Consider the following 18,911-nt stretch of genomic DNA (forward strand, 5'->3'; position numbering starts at 1 on the left):
AAACCGGTGCGTACTGGCGGTACAGGAATCCACTTCCACCCAACTGCAGATCTGTAGCCGGCCTGCGCGCCCGGCCCCGGGAATGCCGTCGGCGCGGACAGCCGATCATTCAGGCGACCAGCGCCTGCGCCAGCAAATACTCCCCATCCCAGGCCGCGGCCAGCTCGCGGCACCGCCCCAGCGCTACCGCCTGCTGCTCGAAGTCCACCACCATCACGGCGTCCGCCCGGTGCGGTCGCACGGGTTGCTCCGGGCTGCGGCCGTCGCTGAGCAGCCAGAGCCAGCGTTGCTGCGCCGGACGGCGGCGCGCGGCGCGGGCCAGCAGCTCGCCCGCGCGCTGCATGCCGAGCGCGAGCGGCGTGCCGCCGCCGCCGGCGATGGGACGAATCCACGCTTCGCTCCACGGCCGGGCGCGGGCCGGCTGCAGGCGGACTTCGGCATGGGTGCCGGCGAAGCACACCAGCGCGACCTCGGCGCGGGCCTGGTAGGCGCGCTGCAGCAGGCGCAGCAGTACGCCCTTGGCAAGCGCGAGCTGGCGGCCGTGCAGCATGGAGGCGGAACAGTCCAGCACGAAGCAATGCAGCACGCCCGCCTGCGCCTGCTGCGCCCGCATGCGCAGGTGGCCCGGCGCGAGCGGTGCGGTGCGCTTGGCGGCGAGCGTGCGCGGCCAGTGGATGCGCTGGCCGTTCAGGCGGCCATGCGAGGGGCCTGGCGCGGAGAAGCGGGGGCCTTGCCACCGGTTGCCGCCTTGCCGGGAATCGGCGGCGGCCTGCCGGTGGCTCAGGCTTTTTTTGCGGGCAGCGGCCTCACGGATTTGACCGGTGCGATGCCCGCCGCCGTGCTGGCCGCGGGTGGCGGCAGCGCGCCCCAGGGGTTGGCGGAGCCCGCTGCGGCGGGGCTGGCTTCGCTGCGGTCGTCGGCATGTTCGTGGCCCGGCGCGCGACCCGGTTCGGGCGGCACCTGCCGGCGGTGATGCAGCACCAGTTCGGCCACGGTGTCCACGTGCGCGGGCACGATGGCCGCGTCGCCCTGCAGCGCAGCCAGCGCGCGTGCCGCACGCAGCATCACAAGGTCCGCCCGCACACCGTCCACCGCGGCGTCCAGGCACAGGCGGCCAACGCGTTCGTGCACCGCGTCGCTGAACGCGAGTGCCGGCAGCGCGGCCCGGGCGGCATGCACCTGGCGCGTCAAGGCGTCCTGCGCGCCGGCATGGCGCGCGCGCAGCGCTTCGGGGTCGGTGTCGAAGGCCAGCCGGGTGCGGACGATGGCCTGGCGCTGCGCGGGATCGGTGCAGTTCTCCAGCGTCAGCGCCAGGCCGAAGCGGTCCAGCAATTGCGGGCGCAGTTCGCCCTCCTCCGGGTTCATGGTGCCGACCAGCACGAAGCGCGCCTCGTGCTGGTGCGAGACGCCGTCGCGCTCCACCACGTTGATGCCGCTGGCGGCCACGTCGAGCAACTGGTCCACGAGATGGTCGGGCAGCAGGTTGACCTCGTCCACGTAGAGCACGCCCTGGTGCGCGCGCGCCAGCAGGCCGGGGGCGAAGCGCACCTCGCTCTGGCGCAGCACATGGCCCAGGTCGAGCGTGCCGGTCAGTTGTTCCTCGCTGGCACCCAGCGGCAGCGTGACGAACTGCCCTTCGGGCTGCAGCTCGGCCAGCGCCCGCGCGGCGGTGGACTTGGCGGTGCCGCGCGGGCCGCTCACCAGCACGCCGCCGATGCCGGGGTCCACCGCGGCGAGCAGCAGCGCCTGCTGCAGGCGCTGCTGGCCTACCAGCGCGCTGAACGGAAACGGCAAGCGCGAGCGCTGTGCGGCGGCGGTCATCGGGAGGCTCCTTCCAATGCCTGCTCGCTGTCGAGCAGGTGCTGTTCGAGTTGGGCGCGGCGCTCGCCGGGCGCCTGCCACAGGCCGCGCTGCGCGGCCTCGAGCAGGCGCTCGCAGATGGCGTGCAGCGCGCGCGGGTTGTGCCGGCGCAGGAAAGCGCGCGTGTCGGCGTCGTTCACGTAAGCGTCGGTCACCAGCGCGTACTGGTGGTCGGATACCACGCGCGTGGTGGCGTCGAAGCCGAACAGGTAGTCCACGGTGGCGGCCATCTCGAAGGCGCCCTTGTAGCCGTGGCGCTTGACGCCGTCGATCCACTTGGGATTGACCACGCGCGCGCGGATCACGCGGCTGATTTCTTCCTGCAGCGTGCGGATGCGCGGTGCGGCCGGGTTGCTGTGGTCGCCATGGTAGATGGCCGGCTGCGCGCCGCCGAAGGTGCGCGCGGCGGCGGCCATGCCGCCCTGGAACTGGTAGTAGTCGTTGGCGTCGAGCAGGTCGTGCTCGCGGTTGTCCTGGTTCTGCACCACGGCGTCCAGGCCCGACAGGCGCTGCGCAAAGCTGGCGCGTGCCTCCACGCCGTCGGTGCCCTGCCCGTAGGCGTAGCCGCCGGCATGCAGGTAGGCCTGGGCGAGGTCGTTGTCGTCCTGCCAGGCGCGGCTGTCGATCAGGTCCTGCAGCCCGGTGCCGTAGCCGCCCGGGCGCGCGCCGAACACGCGCCAGCCGGCGCGCCGGCGCGCTTCGGCGGCGGGCAGGCCCTGCGCTTCCAGGCGGGCGCGCTCGGCCAGCACGCGCTCGCGCAGGGGGTTGAGTTCGGGCGGCTCGTCCAGTTCGGCCACGGCCTGCACTGCGGCGTCGAACAGGCGCATGACGTTGGCAAAGGCATCGCGGAAGAAACCCGACACGCGCAGCGTCACGTCCACGCGCGGGCGGTCGAAGATCGCCATCGGCAGGATCTCGAAGTCGGTCACGCGGAAGCTGCCGGCCGCCCAGCGCGGCCGCACGCCCATCAGCGCGAAGGCCTGCGCGATGTCGTCGCCGCCGCTGCGCATGGTGGCCGTGCCCCATACCGACAGCCCCACCGCCTGCGGATAATCGCCATGTTCCTGCAGATGGCGCTCGATCAGTTGATTGGCGGACTTGAGGCCGAGCGTCCAGGCCGTGCGCGTGGGCACCGCGCGCGTATCGACCGAGTAGAAATTGCGGCCGGTGGGCAGCACGTCGGGGCGGCCGCGCGATGGCGCGCCGCTCGGGCCGGGCGGCACGAATTGCCCGGCCAGCCCGCGCGCGAGCTGCCGCATTTCCTGCTCGCCGCAGGCGTCCAGCGCCGGCGCCACCTCGCCATGCAGGCGCGCCAGCACGGCGGCGGCCTGCGGCAGGCCGGCCGGCACTGCATCGTCGCCGAGCAACTGCGCCGCCAGCATTTCCAGTCGTTCGCGCGTGTCACCGTGGTGACGCCATGCGCCGGCATCGACGGCCATCAGCAATGCCGGGCGCGGCCCCTGCCACGGCGCGCCCCAGTCCGCGTCGAGCGGATCGAAGCCCTCGCCCAGCCCGAGATCGGCGGCGAGCGCGGCCAGCAGGCTGGCCTGCGCGCCCCGGCCGTCGCCGCTCGGGAAACGGCCCAGCGCGAGCAGCGTGTCGCGCCGCTGGCGGCCTTGCGGCGACACGCCGAAGACATGCAAGCCATCGCGGATCTGCGATTCCTTCAGCTCGCACAGATAGGTGTCGGTACGATTGAGCAGCGCATCCTCGCCGTCGCTGTCGGCCGGCGCGTCGATCCCCAGCTCGCGGTGCAACTGCTGGTCCACGATCAGCTTGAGGATGGACTTGCGCAGCAGCCGCGCGCGGCGCGGGTCCACCGCCAGCGCCTCGTAGTATTCGTCGACCTGGCGTTCCAGGTCCTGCAGCGGGCCGTAGTTCTCGGCGCGCGTGAGCGGCGGCATCAGGTGGTCGATGATGACAGCCTGCGCGCGCCGCTTGGCCTGCGCGCCCTCGCCCGGGTCATTGACGATGAACGGGTAGAGATGCGGCAGCGGGCCGAGGATGGCGTCTGGCCAGCAGGAGTCGGCCAGCGCCACGCTCTTGCCGGGCAGCCATTCCAGGTTGCCGTGCTTGCCGACGTGGACCACGGCATCGGCGCCAAAGGCATGGCGCAGCCAGAAATAGAAGGCCAGGTAGCCGTGCGGCGGCACCAGTTCGGCGTCGTGGTAGCTGGCGTAGTCCTGCGCGCCGGTGGTGCCGGCCGCCAGCGCGTAGGCGCGCGCCGGCTGCAGGCCGATGAACAGATGTCCGCTGCGCACGCCGGCGATCATGAAGCGGCCCTGCCGCACCATCGGGTCCTGCCCGGGTTCGCCCCATTGCGCGGCGATGGCACGCTGGTTTTCCTCGGGCAGGCTACGCAGGTGGCCCAGGTAGTCCGCCATCGRCAGGCTCTGGAAGGCCGGGCGCCAGCCGTGCTGGGCAAGGTCGTTGGTGATGCCCTGCGTCAGCCCGCGCATCAGTTCGTCGCCGTCGGCGGGCAGGCCTTCGCAGTGATAGCCGTGCTCGCGCAGCGCGGCGAGGATGCCCACCACCGAGGCGGGCGTATCGAGGCCCACGCCATTGCCGATGCGCCCTTCGCTGGACGGATAGTTGGCCAGCACCAGCGCCACGCGCTTGTCGGCGTTGGGCATCCGGCGCAGGCGGCACCAGCGCCGGCTCAGCGCCGCCACGAAGGCGATGCGCTCCGCGTCGGGCTGGTAGCGCACCACGTCCACCTCGGTATGCGGGCAGCGGTAGGACAGGCCCTTGAAGCTGACCGCGCGCGTGATGATGCGGCCGTCCACCTCGGGCATGGCGATGTGCATGGCCACGTCGCGCGCGCCCAGGCCCTGGTTGTCGCGCAGCCAGTCCTCGCGGTTGCCGCCGCTGAGCACCACTTGCAGCACCGGCGCGTCGCCGGCCAGCGCCAACGTCTGCGGCGCATCGAGCGACGACACCGCGAAGGCCGTGGTATTGAGCACCAGCGCCGCGCGGTGTTCCGCGCAGAGCTGCTGCAATACCTCGCGGCACAGGGTGTCCTTGAGCGAATTCACCGCCAGCGGCAGCGGGTTGAGGCCCTCGGCTCGCAGCGCGGCGATCAGCGCATCGAACACATCGGTGTTGCCGGCCTGCAGGTGGGCGCGGTAGAAGACCAGCGCCGCCACCGGCGCATCCGCAATCCAGTCGCGCTGCCAGTCCGCCATCGTGGCGACGCCGTGGGCCGGATGGTAGAGCGCGGCCTGCGGCAGCACGCGCGGCTGCAGCGCCGGCTCGCCCCAGCCGAAGGCGTGGTGGGCCAGGCAGCGGAAGAACTGCTCTGCATTGTCGGCGCCGCCCTCGCGCAGGTAGCGCCACAGGGTATGGGACAGCGCCGGCGGCGCGTTGCCGCGCGCCAGCAGGTTGGCGTCCTCGGCCAGGTCGCCGGAGAACATCACCAGCAACTGGCCGCGCGCGCGCGCCAGTTCGGTCAGCCGCTCCAGGCCGTAGGCCCAGTCGCTGTCGCCGCCGAGGTGATCCACCACCACCACGCTCGCGTGCTGCAGCACGTCGTCCACGTACATGTCGAGCGAGGCGGGCTGGCGCAGGTACATCTGGTTGGCCAGCCGCACCGTGGGGAAGTCTTCGCCCAGGCGCGGGAACACGCCGGCCAGCAGCGACAGCGTAGTGTCCGCCGCGCTCAGCACCACCATGCGCGCCGGGCTCTGCACGATGCGCACCACGCCGGCGTTGTCGTCGACGAAGCCGCCCGGGCGGGTGGAAAGCAGGTGCATCGCGTGGCGGACGTGTCAGGGCTGCGGCGTCAGGCTTGCGCCGTGGCCAGCGCAGCCTCCAAGGCGGCCTGCAGCGTGGCCTGCTCCAGCTCCTGGCCGATCAGCACGATGCGCGTGGACTGCGCCTCGCCCGGCTGCCAGCGGCGGTCGAAGTAGCCGTCGAAGCGGCGGCCCACGCCATGCAGCACCAGCCGCATGGGCTTGCCGGGCAGCTTGGCGAAACCCTTGATGCGGTAAATGGTGTGCTGCTCCACCAGTTGCTGCAAGGCGCCGACCAGATGGTCGCGCTCCACTTCGCCCAGCTCCACCACCACCGAATCGAATTCGTCGTGATGATGGTCGGCATGCTCGGGATCGTCGGCGGAGCCGTGGTGGTCCGGGCGCAGGTGGATGCTGTCCTCGGACGCGCGGTTCAGACCCAGCAGCAGCGCCACGTCGAGCTTGCCGCCCTGCGCGCCGACGATCTTCACCTCGGCCGGGATCTCCGGGCGGATCAGCGCCTCCACCTCGGCGCGCTGCGCGGCGTCGATCAGGTCGGTCTTGTTGAGGATGACGAGGTCGGCCGCGCCGAGCTGGTCTTCGAACAGTTCGTGCAGCGGCGATTCGTGGTCGAGATTGGGATCGGCCTTGCGCTGCGCGTCCACCGCGTCCGGGTCGGCGGCGAACTGGCCGGCCGCCGCGGCGGCACCATCGACCACGGTGACCACCGCGTCCACGGTGAAGGCGTTCTTGATGCTGGGCCAGTTGAAGGCTTGCACCAGCGGCTTGGGCAGCGCCAGGCCGGAGGTTTCGATCAGCACGTGGTCGATGTCGGCGCGGCGCTCCAGCAGTTGCTCCATCACCGGGAAGAACTCTTCCTGCACGGTGCAGCACAGGCAGCCGTTGGCCAGTTCATAGAGCTGGCCGTTGCTCTCGCCCGACTCGTCGCAGCCGATGCCGCAGCCCTTGAGGATCTCGCCGTCGATGCCCAGTTCGCCGAATTCGTTGACGATCACCGCGATGCGGCGCCCGCCGGCGTTCTCGAGGATATGGCGCAGCAAGGTGGTCTTGCCGCTGCCCAGGAAGCCGGTGACGATGGTTGCGGGAATCTTGCTGGTCTGCATGGTGGCGGGCTCGGGAAATCAGGCGTTTGGAAAGCGGGGTCCGGCTTGCGGCAGCCGGTGGAAACGAGGCGAACAGCATAAAGACATCGTGCGGTACTGTCCACCGCCGCGCCGCTAGCGCTGGGCCTGCCGGCGCCGGCCCCGGTGCCATTCCACGCCGGCACCGGCGCCGACCAGCAACAGCATCAGTGCCGCCATCCACCACGCCTCGCGTGGCCGCAGACCGGCAAGCGGCGCCGAAGGCGCAAGGTTGAGCGTGCGCGCTTCGAGCAACCGGCCGACCACGTGTTCGGTCGTGCGCGGCAACGGCGGCAACGGCGGCACCGGCGGCGCCGGCTTTGGCGGCGTGGCACGAGCGGCCGCCGTTGCCGCCACTGGCCGCGCCGGGCCGCTGCCCTGCGCAGCCGGCTCGCGCCCCGGCGTCGCCCGCGCCAGCCGCTCGCCGAACGCGCGCAGCGCATCCACCGGCAGGCGGGCCTGCTGGCCCAGCCCCGCGATGTACTGCATCAGCGCCGGATTGCCACAGCTATTGGCCGTGCACGACAGTCCGTCGCGGTTGACCGATGCCACGTAGCGCCGCGCCATGTCGGCGCGCTCGGCCGGCGTGAAGCGATAGCTGCCCTGCCGGTCCACTTCCAGCAGGCGCGCCAGGATGCCTTGCCGCGCGTGCGGGTTGTTGCCGGCGAAGAACTTGTCCATGCCCATGCCGAGCTTGTCTGCCACGTAGACGTCGTAGGTCCGCTGCCAGAAATCGCCGCTCATCTGTTCCGGGCTGGTGGCCTGGAAACCGTAGAGATGCTCGATCTCCTTGAACATCTCGCGCGCGCCGGCATAGCCGGAGCGCTGCATGCCTGCGATCCAGCGCGGGTTCCAGTTGCGCGCGTTGAGTTCGGTGGCCAGCCAGGTGCGCGCGTCCACGGTCTCGGCCTCGGCGGGGCGGCGCAGGTTGTGCAGCCAGAAGCGCGGTGCCTGCCCGCTGACCGCGCGCGTGGCGAGGTTGAGGCCGCCGGCGTACTGGTAGGTATCGTCGTTGTCGAGCGCGCCGTAGAGCGTGCTGGCGCGCGAGAACAACACGGCCTGGTTGGACTTGAGGTGGCTGGCCAGCGCCTGCGGCGCGGTCTCGCCCCAGCCTTCGGCGGAGAAGGCGAAGTTCATGTAGCGCAGGTATTGCTGCGCCAGCGCCTGCCCCGGCTGTGCGGCGGAACCGTTGGCGCCGGCCACGTCGCGGCTCTGCTCCACCATCTGGTTCACGCCGATGCTGTAGTTGCCCGGCCTGGCGGCGAACACGCGGGCGCGCGCCAGGCGCCCGGCCAGCGGCGGCGCCACGCCGGCGGCCAGCAGCGCGGCCTGCGCCTCGCGGTCGTGGCGGCTGACGGCGTTGTCGCCGGCGGCCGCGGCCAGGCGCGCGGCCTTGTCCAGCAGCGCCACCTTGTCGCCGAAGCCGTCGCGGTAGATGCCGGAGATGGTGAACAGCACGTTGACACGCGGGCGGCCAAGCTGCGCATCGGGAATCAGCCGCACGTCCTCGACCACGCCGCGCGCGTTCCACACCGGCTCCACGCCCATCAGGTAGAGCGCCTCGCTTTCCATCGCGCCCTGGTGGCGCTCGGTCTCGCCGTAGAACAGCACCATCGAGACCTGCTCGGGCGCCGCGCCGGTTTCGGCCTGGTAGCGCGCCAGCGTCTGCCGCGCCAGCATCTTGCCGACTTCCCACGCGGCCGGCGTGGGGATGAAGGCACCGTCGAAGGCATGCAGGTTGCGCCCGGTGGGCAGGCCCTGCGGCGTGCGCACCGGATCGCCGAGCGGCGCGGTCGGCAGGTAGCGGCCCGCGAGCACCGTCACCAGGCCGTCAAGTTCGCTCCGCGGTGAGGCGCGCAGGCCGGCCAGCCATGCGCGCGCCGCGGCCAGCGCGGCCTTTGCCTTGTCCGCCAGCGGCGGCGTCAGGTCCGCCAGATCCGGCTCGCGCCCGTCGAGCAGCGCGCCGGCCCAGTTCGCCAACGGGTCATGGCCCAGGCGTTTGCGCTCGCCGGCGTCGAACGCGCTTTCCAGCACGGTAGCCAGCGCCTGCCGCTGGAAATCCGCTGGCGGCAGTTCGCCCAGCACATGGATGCCTTGCGGCATCGGCTCGGCTTCCACCTTGTGCAGGAACCGGTGGATCACCGGCTCGACCTGTTCCCATGGCGCGGCGAGGTCCACGCCGAGCTGGCGGTCCAGGCCCAGCGCGCGGATCTGCGCCAGTGCCTGCAGGCGGTATTGTTCGGCCAGCGCGGGTGCGCTGTCGGCGGTGGCTTCCTGCTGCTCGATCACCTCGTCGAGCTTCGCCAGCGCGGCCGGCATGCCGGCGCGGGTCAGCAGCGGGGTCAGGTGGCTGACCAGCACGGCGGCGCTGCGGCGCTTGGCCTGTATGGCCTCGCCGCCGCCGTCCTGGATGTAGTAGTAGGCGTTGGGCAGGTCGCCCAGCAGCACTTCGGCGCTGTCGTCGCCGGCCTGCCCCACCTGCTTGCCGGGCAGCCATTCCAGCGTGCCGTGGCGCCCCACGTGGACCATCGCGTCGGCGCCGAAGGCGTGGCGGTACCAGAGGTAGGCGGCGATATACGAATGCGGCGGCGGGGTGACGGTGTCGTGCGAGGTGTCCATCGCGCGCGCGAAGGTGGAGCGCAGCGGTTGCGGCCCCACGAACAGGTTGCCGAAGCGCAGGCCCGGAATCACGAAATCCTGCCCGCCGCGGCCATCGTCCACCAGCATCAGCGGATTGCGCTCGGGCGGGCCCCAGGCGGCCAGCACGGACTGGCGGAACGCCGCGGGCAGCGCCTCGAACCAGCGCTTGTATTGCGCCATCGGCAGCAGCGTGACGCGTCCGCGCGCGACCATCTCGCGCAGCTCGCCCGGCGACCATTCCTCCATATTGCGGCCGTTGCGCTCCAGCAGCGCGGTCAGCTCCGCGGTATCCGGCAAGGCAGTGCCGGTCTGGTAGCCGGCCGCGCGCAGGCGCGCCATGATCTGCGCGAGCGAGGGCAGCGTGGCCAGGTAGCTGGCACCGATATTGCCGCTGCCCGGCGGGTTGTTGTAGTAGAGGATGGCGATGTGCTTGTCCGCTGCCGGCTTGTCCTGCAGCGCGATCCAGCGCCGCACGCGCGCCACCGCGGCATCGGCGCGCTCCGGCACGGCGCGGCTGGTCTTGGCGCCGTTTTCGTCTTCCAGCGTGGCGAACAGGATCGGCTCGCCGGCCCCGGCGCGCTCGGGCGTGTTGAGCAGCAGCGGCAGGCGCTCGCCGGCGATACCGCGCGCGTCGGCGCGCCAGGCGGCCTGGCTGTCGCGCGTGGCCAGCAGGTTGATGGCGTGCAGGCCGTGGCGCTCCAGCCAGGCCTTGTCCTCGGCGCGGCTGATGGTGAGGTTGAGCGTGAACAGCGCGCGCAGCGGGCTGCGCCCGTCCACCGTCAGCGCCGCATCCAGGCTGGAAAGCGGCCAGCCGAACACCGGCACGGCGCCGATGCCCTGGCTCTCCAGCGCGGCCACCAGCGCATCGATATGGGCGAGATCCTGCTGGCGGTAGTTGCTGGCGTAGAAAGCGATGCCCACCAGCGGCGCCTGGGCCGGCAGGCCGCTCGCGGTGCGATACCAAGCCAGGTATGCCGCCAGCGTGGCGAACGCCTGCGCGGCGCGCGGATGGTAGATGCCGGACGCGGGCAGCGGATGCGGCGGCGGTACGGCGATGGCATCCGTGCCGCGCACCTGGGCGATGGTCCAGGCCAGCCAGCCGGCCACGTTGTCGGCGCCGCCGGCGCTCCAGTACGCCTCGGCGGCCTGGCCACGCGGCGCGTCGAGGCTGATGCCCCACGCGGCCTCGGCGGTTGCGGCGGGCGCCGCCAGCAGCAGCGCGCCGCGCTGCCTTGCCTGGCGCATGGCCGGCGCCATCTGCCTGAGCACGGCGGCGGGCGCGAAATAGGCGTAGATGGCATCGGCGGCGGCGATCTGCGCCGCGGCGGGCGCGGTGGTGACCGCCTCCACCACCACCCTGCCCGGCCCGGCCAGTTCGCGCAGGCGCGCCTCGGCGGCGGGCAGCAGGTGGGTGTTGGTGGTGACCACCAGCACGCGCACGGGCGCGGCGGCGCTGGCGTGCCATGGCCACGCGCCCAGCCAGCAGAGCAAGGCGAGGGACATCAGCAGCCAGCGCTGCCGGGCCAGCCTCATTTGCCGGCGCCCGCCGCCGGCACGGCTTGCGCGGCGGAGGCCGGCGCGCCTTCGGGCACATAGACCACGCTGCCGTCCGGCAACCGGTAGGCCACGCCGAGGCGCGTGCCCTCGCCCGCCTTCTGCTGCGCGGACAACTTGCTGACCTTCACTTCCTTGCGGTTCTTCTCGAGCAGTTGCAGTTCGCCCGTGCGCGGATCGCGCTGGACCAGGGTGAAGCGCGCATCGGGATCGAGCAGCTGGGTCAGGCTGAAGGCTTGCGTGAGCGCCACCATCAGGCCCACCGCGAACACGATCGATGCATCGAACAGGTTGGCCACGCCGGCCAGCGGGTCTTCGCGATGCACCGAGGCAAGTTCGCCCTGGGCGCGGCGGCGGCGCACGAAGCGGCGGCGCCGGAACTGGTGTCCGTGGCCGGCGTCCATCAGCCGTGCGCCCCGGCGCCCGGCGCGGGCATGGCGCGCAGCACCAGCTCGCACAGGTTCTCCATTTCCTTCAGGTCGGCACGCGCCCAGCGCTCGCGCGTGAGCGTGAGCACATAGGCGATGCCGCCCAGCACCAGCCCGCAGACCACCGCGCCGAAACCGATCACCAGGTGGTTGACCATGCCGGCCATGTCGCCGGCCAGCAACGACTGCAGCGCCGGCCCGAGCGGGATGATGGTGCCCGCCAGCCCCAGCATGGGTGCGATGCGCACCAGCGTGCGGGTCAGGTCGAGCCGGTTGGCCACGCGCATTTCCTCGCGCTGCAGGGTCTCGTCCAGCCACAGGTCGAGATGCTCGTGCGAATCGAGGCGCGCCAGGCGGCCTTCGAGCAAACCCCAGAAGCGCGCCAGCGCGGGCGACATCGGCACCGCCTGCAATTGCGCCCGCGCGCCCTGGCGCAGGCCGCAGGCCAGCGCATTGGCCAGCGCCGGCAGGTCGCTGCGCGGCGAGGCGGCCCGGCGGCGCGACTGCACCAGCAGGCTGCCCAGGTCGGCCAGCGACAGCACGAACAGCACCAGCAAGGCCAGGGCGACCGGCCAGAAGAACGCCGTGGAAAGGCGATAGAAGATCTCGGTGACGGCGCTTTCCATCGTGAATGTCAGCTAGTTGCAGGGGCGGGTCGGCGCAGCCGCCAAAGGGAAGCGGACTGCCGTGGCGCAGCATTGTACGCGGCGGCCGACGCCGCCGCCGTGGCTTCAGGGCCAGCTGGCGCGCGCGTAGACGCCCGACAGCGCACGCACCCGCGCGGCCCGCTCGGCCACGCGCGCGTCGGTGTAGAACGGCGGATCGGCCAGCACCAGGCCGTTGTTCTTCGCTTCCTCCACCAGGATCTGCAGGTACTCCGTCATGTGCGACGCGGTGTAGTCGTTGGTATCGTGGAAGCTCACCACGATGGGCGCCACGCCGCCGGCCAGCGCCAGGCGCTGCTCGGACAGGGCCACCTTGACCTGCGCCAGCTCGCTGTTCATGTGCGAGCGCCGGCGCAGGCTGATGTGCCAGCCGTAGATCTTGCCGTCGCGCGCATTGATGTCCGACATGAGCATGCCGAGGCCGAGCTTGCGGTAGACCGCCTGCACGGCGTCGTTGTAGGCCCAGTTGGGCGGGCGCACCAGTTGCGCCGCGCCGCGGCATTGCTCGATGATGTCGGCCTCGCCGGACAGCAGCGAGGCTTCCAGTTCCTCCGGCTCCAGCCGGGTGTGCGACAGGTGCCCGATCGGCAGTCCGCTGTGTACCGCGAGCCGGTGCCCGGCCTTGCAGGTGGCATGCATCTGCGCCTTGCCCTCGTCGCCGCCGCCGCGCCGCGGGTGGGCGGTCTGCACGAAAAACAGCGCCTTGATGCCTGGCGTGACCGGGTTGTCGGCAAGCTGGCGCAGGATCAGCGGCGTGCTGCCGTCCTCGCCGGCATCGGGGCCGTCGTCGAAAGTGAGCAGGAAGCGGATCGGTGGCAGCGGGCGCGCGGCGCGCAATGCCGCCAGCTGGATGCCCGGCGCGGCAGGCTGGAATCCGGCCGGAACCGGTGCCGTGGCCGGCGATGCGGCGCACAGGCCGCTGGCCAGCATGGCGCCGGCAAAAAGACAAAAACGAGAAAAACGCATGCGTGGGGGCGCGCGGCTTCGCGCGGCGCGCCACTGTGTGCGCTACGCCGGCGTACCGTCATGAAGTTTCAGGCAAGGAACAAGGCATCCGGCCGCAGCTGCCCGCGCGTGTGCGCGAGCCGCCGCAACGGCCATCAGGGCATGGCGGACACGACGCGGCATTGTGCCATAGCCCCCCCGGGGGCCCGGCGAAGGCGCCGGGAATCCGCATCCGCAACCCCTGCCGGGCCACCGGGACGGCAATTCGCGCACGCAAAAAAGACCAGGCCACACGACATGGCCTGGTTGGCAAGACCGGCAGCGAAGCGGGCGCTGCCGACGGGTACGGGAAGCCGGCGAAAGCCTCCCCTGCATTCAGACTAGCCTCTGGCCGGCGCGGCACCGTAAACAACTGTGTCGGCATGCCGCTCGCGCGCGCAGGCCGCGGCTCAGCCGGGCCCGCCAGGCTCGGCCACCGCGTCGAAGCGATAGCCGTGCGAATACACCGAGGTCAGCCGCACGCCGTTGTGCGGGCGCAGCGCAAGCTTGATGCGCAGGCGCGACACATGGGTATCGAGCGTGCGCGAGTCGGGCCCGATCACGCGGCCCCACACGGCTTTCTCCATCATCTCGCGCGACAGCAGCCGGCCCACGTTGCGGAACAGGAACAGTGCCACGTCGAACTCGCGCGGCGACACGTCCAGCCTGGCGCCGCGCAGCGTGATGGTGCGCGCCACGGGATCCACCGCATAGCTGCCGACTTCGACCAGCTCGCTGCGCACCATCGCCTGCGGATAAGCGCGGCGCAACAGCGCGCGCATGCGCGCCACCAGTTCGGCGCGGCGGATCGGCTTGATCATGTAGTCATCCGCGCCGGCGCCCAGCGCGGCGACGATGCTCTCCTCGAGCGGCCGGCTGGTCAGGAACAGGATCGGCAGGAGGCGGCCGACGCGCTGGCGGATCCACTGCACGAGATCGAGCCCGCTGATGTCGGGCAGCTGCCAGTCGAGGATAACGAGGTCGAAGGTATGTTCGCGCAGCGCGCGCACGAAGGCGCCACCGCTGCCGTAGGTCGCGCACGCGAAGCCCGCGTCCTCCACGATCCGCCGGATCAGCTCGGCCTGGCTCTCATCGTCTTCCACCGAAGCAATTCTCATGGATCTCTCATGACCATGCCCGGAACGTTACCGTGTCCAGCCATATGCGCCGGGATGTTCGGCGAACGAGATAGGCGACTGCGATGCAAGAAAGCGCTCGCGGGCATGCTGCCGGGCCAGCATCGGACGCGACTAGCCTATCTCAGCCATGCACGGCAATTGTCACGAAATGTGAACGCGGGATTTGCATGCCGGAGCGAATGCCGGCCTGGGTGCGAAGCGCTGAGCACGGACCGGAAGACCCGGTGCCGTCAGCAGGTTTCGTCGGCGGGGTCGATCATCAGATGCAGGCGTGCGGCGAGGCCGGCGAGCCGGGCTTCATCGCTGTCGCGGATCATCCAGCCGGCGAAGGCGTCGGCCTGCGTATCCCAGCACCACAGCCTATAACCGGCCATGCGCATGGAGGCTTGCGCGATCGTCATCAGGCGAGGGATATCGTGCGCGGCCAGAAAGGCAGGCGCGAGCGGCTCGCTCACGCCCCAATCCACGCGCACGCCGACGCGCTCGCCCAGCATATGCACGCTGCGCACCAGCGCGGCCCTGTCATTCCACTCCACATAGAAGCCGGCACCGTTGCCGAGGGCTTCGCTCAGCGGCCACAGCAGCTGATGTCCGTCGCATCGCGGCCCGGCATGCGCCAGCGCACGCCGGAAAGCGATCCAGTAGCGATCCGCGRCTTCCTGGTCGTGCAGGCATACCAGCAGGATCAACTCGCGCATGGCGTCCTGCGTTTCACTCGGGAGCACAATCGTCATAAGCTTCTGGCGGGTTGGAGACGGCAGCAACGACGTGGTCACTGCCGGAACGCCACGGGCCGGCGCACTCGATATTGGCCGTGGCACTGCCCGTGATGCCGCGACGATGGATTTGGCTCGCGGCCCCCTATTCTGACAAAGGTTGTAGCGTGGCGCCACACGCACACGTGCCGCGCCGGCCGTTTCCGGCATGGCGCTAACACCCCCCCAAAAAGCGGTTGCCAAGCGCGTATCGGCTTTGTTACGCTTCGCCCCGTTATCGCTCCGGAGTCATCTCCATGGACAGTTGTTCTACCTGGCCCCTGGCCACATCCTGAACGGCTAGGCAAGTCCAGGCGTCCTTTCGCCACTGCCTCGCCGGAACCGGCCGGTAGTGGCGGTGCATTGCACGGGTTCTCCGCGCAATGCCTGCTCTCCCAGTTCATTGCAAGACCGGCGGCCACCATGCCGCGGGATGCGCTCGTGCGCGCGGGACCGCATCCCGCGCGCACGCCGCCCCGCCGTGCGCTGCCGTGCGCTGCCGTGTCGCTGCCTTGTCGCGCTCTTGTCGTCGCGGCCAATGCCGGCCACACCGGCCTGACACCTGCCCGTCGTACAAACGCAATAGCGCCAGGGCCAGGCCCAGGCACAATCATCACGAAGCGTATCGGCTTCACGTCCGGGAACATCTGCCATGCACTCCCTCCAAGCTTTCCAGAACATCAACCTCGCCTCGCTGTTGGACACCCTCGTGAGCCTGACCACGGCCTTCGTGCTGGGCACGGTGATCGGCTACGAGCGGCAACTCCGCCAGCGCACCGCCGGCCTGCGCACCAATGTGCTGGTGGCGGTGGGGGCGGCGATCTTTGTCGACATGGCCAACCGCATGGCCGGGCACGACGGCGCGGTGCGCGTGGTGGCCTACGTGGTATCCGGCATCGGCTTCCTCGGTGCCGGCGTGATCATGCGCGAGGAAGGCAATGTGCGCGGGCTCAATACCGCCGCCACGCTGTGGGGTTCGGCGGCCATCGGCGCCTGCGCCGGCGCGGACCTGATCATCGAGGCCACGGTTGGCTGCCTGTTCGTGCTGGCCGCCAACACGCTGCTGCGGCCGGTGGTCAACCGCATCAACCAGCAGCCGATGGACACCCCGGCGGTGGAAGTCACCAACACCGTCTACGTGATCGCGCCGCGCGCTTCGCAGAAGCAGGCGCTGCAACTGCTGGAGCGGACACTGGAGACAGGCAGCTACCCGATGCGCGACCTCGAAGTGCATGCCTTCGGCGATGCCGATGTGGAGATCGAGGCAGTGCTGACTTCCACCTCGGTCGACGGCGATGTGCTCGACCGCCTGATGGCGCAGCTGGCCGAGTCCGAGCATATCCACCAGGCGTTCTGGAGCCCCAGCACGACGGACTGAAGCGGCATGACCGCCTCCTGGCGCACCCCCCCGTCCGGGCAGGCGATCAACGCACAGAAAAATGGCTGGTGTTGTTGCAATGTACGAACAACATGGCATCCTTGTGCCGACCGTGGACGGCGATCCCGGCGCGGTCTCATTACATACGAGGAGCACATGAAAGTTTCGAAGTCGCCTGCCGGCCGCGCGCCGCGCCTTGCCCGCCACCTCCTGGCCACCGCCATCGCCTGCCAGGCCGTCGCCGCAGCCGTCCCCGCCATCGCCGCCGAGGCATGGCCCGCCAAGCCGATCAAGGTGATCGTGCCCTATACGCCGGGCGGTTCCACCGACACCGTCTCGCGCATCGTCTTCGAAAAGGTTGCCGAGCGCCTCAAGCAGCCGATCGTGATCGAGAACAAGCCCGGCGGCAATTCCACGCTCGGTACTTCGGTAGCGGCGCGCGCCAAGCCCGACGGCTACACCTTCCTGTCGGTGCTGGCCGCCTATTCGGCCAACCCGAGCCTGTATTCGCACCTGCAGTACAAGCCGCGCGACCTGACCCCGGTAGCGCTGATGGCGGACCTGCCGCTGTTCCTGTTTTCCAGCAAGTCCGTGCCCGCCACCACGGTCGCCCAGCTGGTTGAATACGGCCACAGGAACCCGGGCAAGCTGAACTTCGGCTCCAGCGGCACCGGCTCGAGCGCCCACCTGGTCGGCACCAAGTTCGGCATGGTCAGCAAGATGGAGATGACGCATATCCCGTACAACGGCAGCGCGCCCATCCTGACCGACCTGATGTCGGGCAATGTGTCGATGGTGTTCGACCCGCTGCTGGTGCCGATGCCGCAGGCCAAGGCAGGCAAGATCAATGTGCTGGCGGTGGCGTCGGCCAAGCGCTGGCCGGGCGAGCCCAATATCCCGACCATGGAAGAAGCCGGCTTTCCCGGTTTCGTGATGAGCTCCTGGGCCGGGCTGATGGCGCCTGCCGGCACGCCGCAGCCGGTCATCGACCGCATGTCGAAGGAAATCGCCGAGGCGGTGCGCTCGCCCGACGTGCAGAAGAAGCTGGAGAACCTGGGCTTTATCGGCGTGGGCAGCACGCCGGATGAGTTCCGCAAGCTGATCGACCGCGATTCGGCGCGGTACGCCGAAATCATCAAGGCCGCGAAGATCTCGCTCGACTAAGCCCGGCCGCGGCGGCCGCGCCGATGCCGGCCGCCGCCCGCCCCTGCCTCCCTCCCGCCTCCCAGCCCCGTCGCGGGCAACCGGCCCGCCCCGCGGGCCGCCCCCCTCCCCCCCGCTTTTCCTTCCAGTCCGGCGCATTGCCGTTCCGGCGGCAAACCCGTGCCCGGACCGCGCGGTGCTTGCGCCAAAGGCGCCTTGACAACCATCCCCGGCACTCCTATTCTCTCGTTTAAATTCCTTAAGTAAGATCGTTGTTCTGTTGTATAGAACGTAAAATCTGGAGGCAAGGTGGGAATGACGGCCTCCGTGCCGCTGCCACACCCCCTCCACGAGCCATCGAGACGCCATCCCAGACGCAATCGCCGGCCCGCCGCATGCGCCCGCCCTTCCGACCGGGGCGCGGCCCGGAGGCGCCGCCTTGCAACACCCATAGACGGAGACCCAATGAAGCGCTTTCCCTCCCCCATCCGCGCCCTGCTGATGCTTGCCGTGCCCGCGACGCTGCTCGCCGCCGCCCTGCCTGCCGCCGCCGACACCTACCCCAGCCAGCCGGTGCGGCTGGTGGTGCCCTTCCCGCCGGCCGGTGGCACCGATGTCATGGCGCGCCTGGTGTTCAACAAGGTGGGCATGAGCACGCACTGGAACGTGGTGGTGGAAAACCGCGCCGGCGCGGGCGGCAATATCGGCATGGACGCCGTGGCCAAGGCGCGCCCGGACGGCTATACCCTGGGCATGGGCCAGACCGCCAACCTGGCGATCAACCCCACGCTGTATCCCAAGATGCCGTATGACGCGGTCAAGGACTTCACCCCGGTGGCACTGGTTTCCGCCCAGCCGCTGGTGCTGATCGTGCGCAAGGACGCGCCATACAAGAACCTGGCCGACCTCGTCGCCGCGGGCAAGGCCAGGCAGCTGTCGATGGCCTCGGCCGGCACCGGCACCGTGGGCCACCTGACCGGCGAGATGTTCGCGCGCCGCACCGGCATCAAGATGCTGCATGTGCCGTACAAGGGCGCCTCGCCGGCGCTGACCGACCTGCTGGGCGGCCAGACCGATTTCTACTTCGCCACGCCGCCGATCGCGCTGCCGATGATCAAGGCCGGCAAGCTGCGCGCGCTGGCGGTGACCTCGTCCAAGCGCCTGCCGCTGGTGGCCGACGTGCCCACCGTGATCGAAGGCGGCTACGCCGGCTTCCAGGCCGAAGACTGGAAGGCGCTGGTGGCGCCCGCCGGTACGCCGGCCGACGTGATCAAGCGCGTCAACGAGGAAATCAACAAGGCCATCGCCCAGCCCGATACCATCGCCAAGATGCGCGAGGAAGGCAGCGAGCCGCGCGGCGGCACCCCCGCCGAACTGGCTGCCTTCATCAAGGCCGAGAACACCCGCTGGGGCACCATCGTGCGCCAGTCGGGCGCCAAGGTAGAGTAAGAGGGGCGATTGCGCCGCCGTGCGCGGCGGCTCGCAGCCCCCG

13 protein-coding genes are annotated in these 18,911 nt (G+C 70.6%); 3 read left to right on the forward strand and 10 right to left on the reverse strand.

The annotated features are described in order from the left end of the window. Nucleotides 1–109 precede the first annotated feature (109 nt). The 10 genes from AB4Z48_RS14600 to AB4Z48_RS14645 form a co-directional block, all read right to left on the reverse strand. Nucleotides 110–613 carry a vWA domain-containing protein gene (locus AB4Z48_RS14600; RefSeq protein ID WP_441615060.1) on the reverse strand — a complete coding sequence of 168 codons (504 nt, stop codon included), beginning with the start codon at nucleotides 611–613 and terminating at the stop codon, nucleotides 110–112. Nucleotides 614–780: 167 nt separating this feature from the next. After that, nucleotides 781–1,821: an ATP-binding protein gene (locus AB4Z48_RS14605; RefSeq protein ID WP_441615062.1), complete on the reverse strand. Its 1,041-nt coding sequence runs from the start codon at nucleotides 1,819–1,821 to the stop codon at nucleotides 781–783. Continuing rightward, on the reverse strand, nucleotides 1,818–5,612 hold the full coding sequence (cobN, locus tag AB4Z48_RS14610; protein WP_441615063.1) for a cobaltochelatase subunit CobN: 3,795 nt from the start codon (nucleotides 5,610–5,612) through the stop codon (nucleotides 1,818–1,820). The genes AB4Z48_RS14605 and cobN overlap by 4 nt, the downstream gene beginning before the upstream one ends. Before the next feature lie 29 nt (nucleotides 5,613–5,641). Continuing rightward, nucleotides 5,642–6,715, reverse strand: a complete 1,074-nt coding sequence (cobW, locus tag AB4Z48_RS14615; protein ID WP_441615065.1) for a cobalamin biosynthesis protein CobW — start codon at nucleotides 6,713–6,715, stop codon at nucleotides 5,642–5,644. A gap of 114 nt (nucleotides 6,716–6,829) precedes the next feature. Then, complete coding sequence (locus AB4Z48_RS14620; protein WP_441615067.1) at nucleotides 6,830–10,906, reverse strand: cobaltochelatase subunit CobN; 4,077 nt, start codon at nucleotides 10,904–10,906, stop codon at nucleotides 6,830–6,832. Continuing rightward, entirely contained in the window at nucleotides 10,903–11,331 is a 429-nt protein-coding gene (locus AB4Z48_RS14625) for a DUF2149 domain-containing protein (protein WP_441615069.1), read from the reverse strand. The genes AB4Z48_RS14620 and AB4Z48_RS14625 overlap by 4 nt, the downstream gene beginning before the upstream one ends. Beyond that, entirely contained in the window at nucleotides 11,331–11,981 is a 651-nt protein-coding gene (locus AB4Z48_RS14630; RefSeq protein WP_441615070.1) for a MotA/TolQ/ExbB proton channel family protein, read from the reverse strand. The genes AB4Z48_RS14625 and AB4Z48_RS14630 overlap by 1 nt, the downstream gene beginning before the upstream one ends. 105 nt (nucleotides 11,982–12,086) lie before the next feature. Next, on the reverse strand, nucleotides 12,087–12,986 hold the full coding sequence (locus AB4Z48_RS14635; RefSeq protein ID WP_441615072.1) for a polysaccharide deacetylase family protein: 900 nt from the start codon (nucleotides 12,984–12,986) through the stop codon (nucleotides 12,087–12,089). Nucleotides 12,987–13,414: 428 nt separating this feature from the next. After that, entirely contained in the window at nucleotides 13,415–14,122 is a 708-nt protein-coding gene (locus tag AB4Z48_RS14640) for a response regulator transcription factor (RefSeq protein ID WP_441615074.1), read from the reverse strand. Nucleotides 14,123–14,373: 251 nt separating this feature from the next. After that, nucleotides 14,374–14,919 (reverse strand): DUF6630 family protein, encoded by a 546-nt coding sequence (locus AB4Z48_RS14645; protein WP_441615076.1) that lies wholly within the window; start codon nucleotides 14,917–14,919, stop codon nucleotides 14,374–14,376. Nucleotides 14,920–15,550: 631 nt separating this feature from the next. On the opposite strand from AB4Z48_RS14645, the gene AB4Z48_RS14650 reads away from it, so the two are divergent. The 3 genes from AB4Z48_RS14650 to AB4Z48_RS14660 all read left to right on the forward strand — a co-directional run bounded on the left by AB4Z48_RS14650 (nucleotide 15,551) and on the right by AB4Z48_RS14660 (nucleotide 18,868). Then, nucleotides 15,551–16,276 carry an MgtC/SapB family protein gene (locus AB4Z48_RS14650; RefSeq protein ID WP_441615078.1) on the forward strand — a complete coding sequence of 242 codons (726 nt, stop codon included), beginning with the start codon at nucleotides 15,551–15,553 and terminating at the stop codon, nucleotides 16,274–16,276. A 156-nt stretch (nucleotides 16,277–16,432) separates the two neighbouring features. Continuing rightward, a complete protein-coding gene (locus AB4Z48_RS14655; protein ID WP_441615080.1) occupies nucleotides 16,433–17,440 on the forward strand; it encodes a Bug family tripartite tricarboxylate transporter substrate binding protein in 1,008 nt (335 codons plus the stop codon). Between the two features lie 444 nt (nucleotides 17,441–17,884). Next, nucleotides 17,885–18,868, forward strand: a complete 984-nt coding sequence (locus tag AB4Z48_RS14660) for a Bug family tripartite tricarboxylate transporter substrate binding protein (RefSeq protein WP_441615082.1) — start codon at nucleotides 17,885–17,887, stop codon at nucleotides 18,866–18,868. Nucleotides 18,869–18,911 lie beyond the last annotated feature (43 nt).

Origin of the sequence: Cupriavidus sp. 2TAF22 (assembly GCF_052115045.1) — a bacterium.
GTDB lineage: Bacteria > Pseudomonadota > Gammaproteobacteria > Burkholderiales > Burkholderiaceae > Cupriavidus.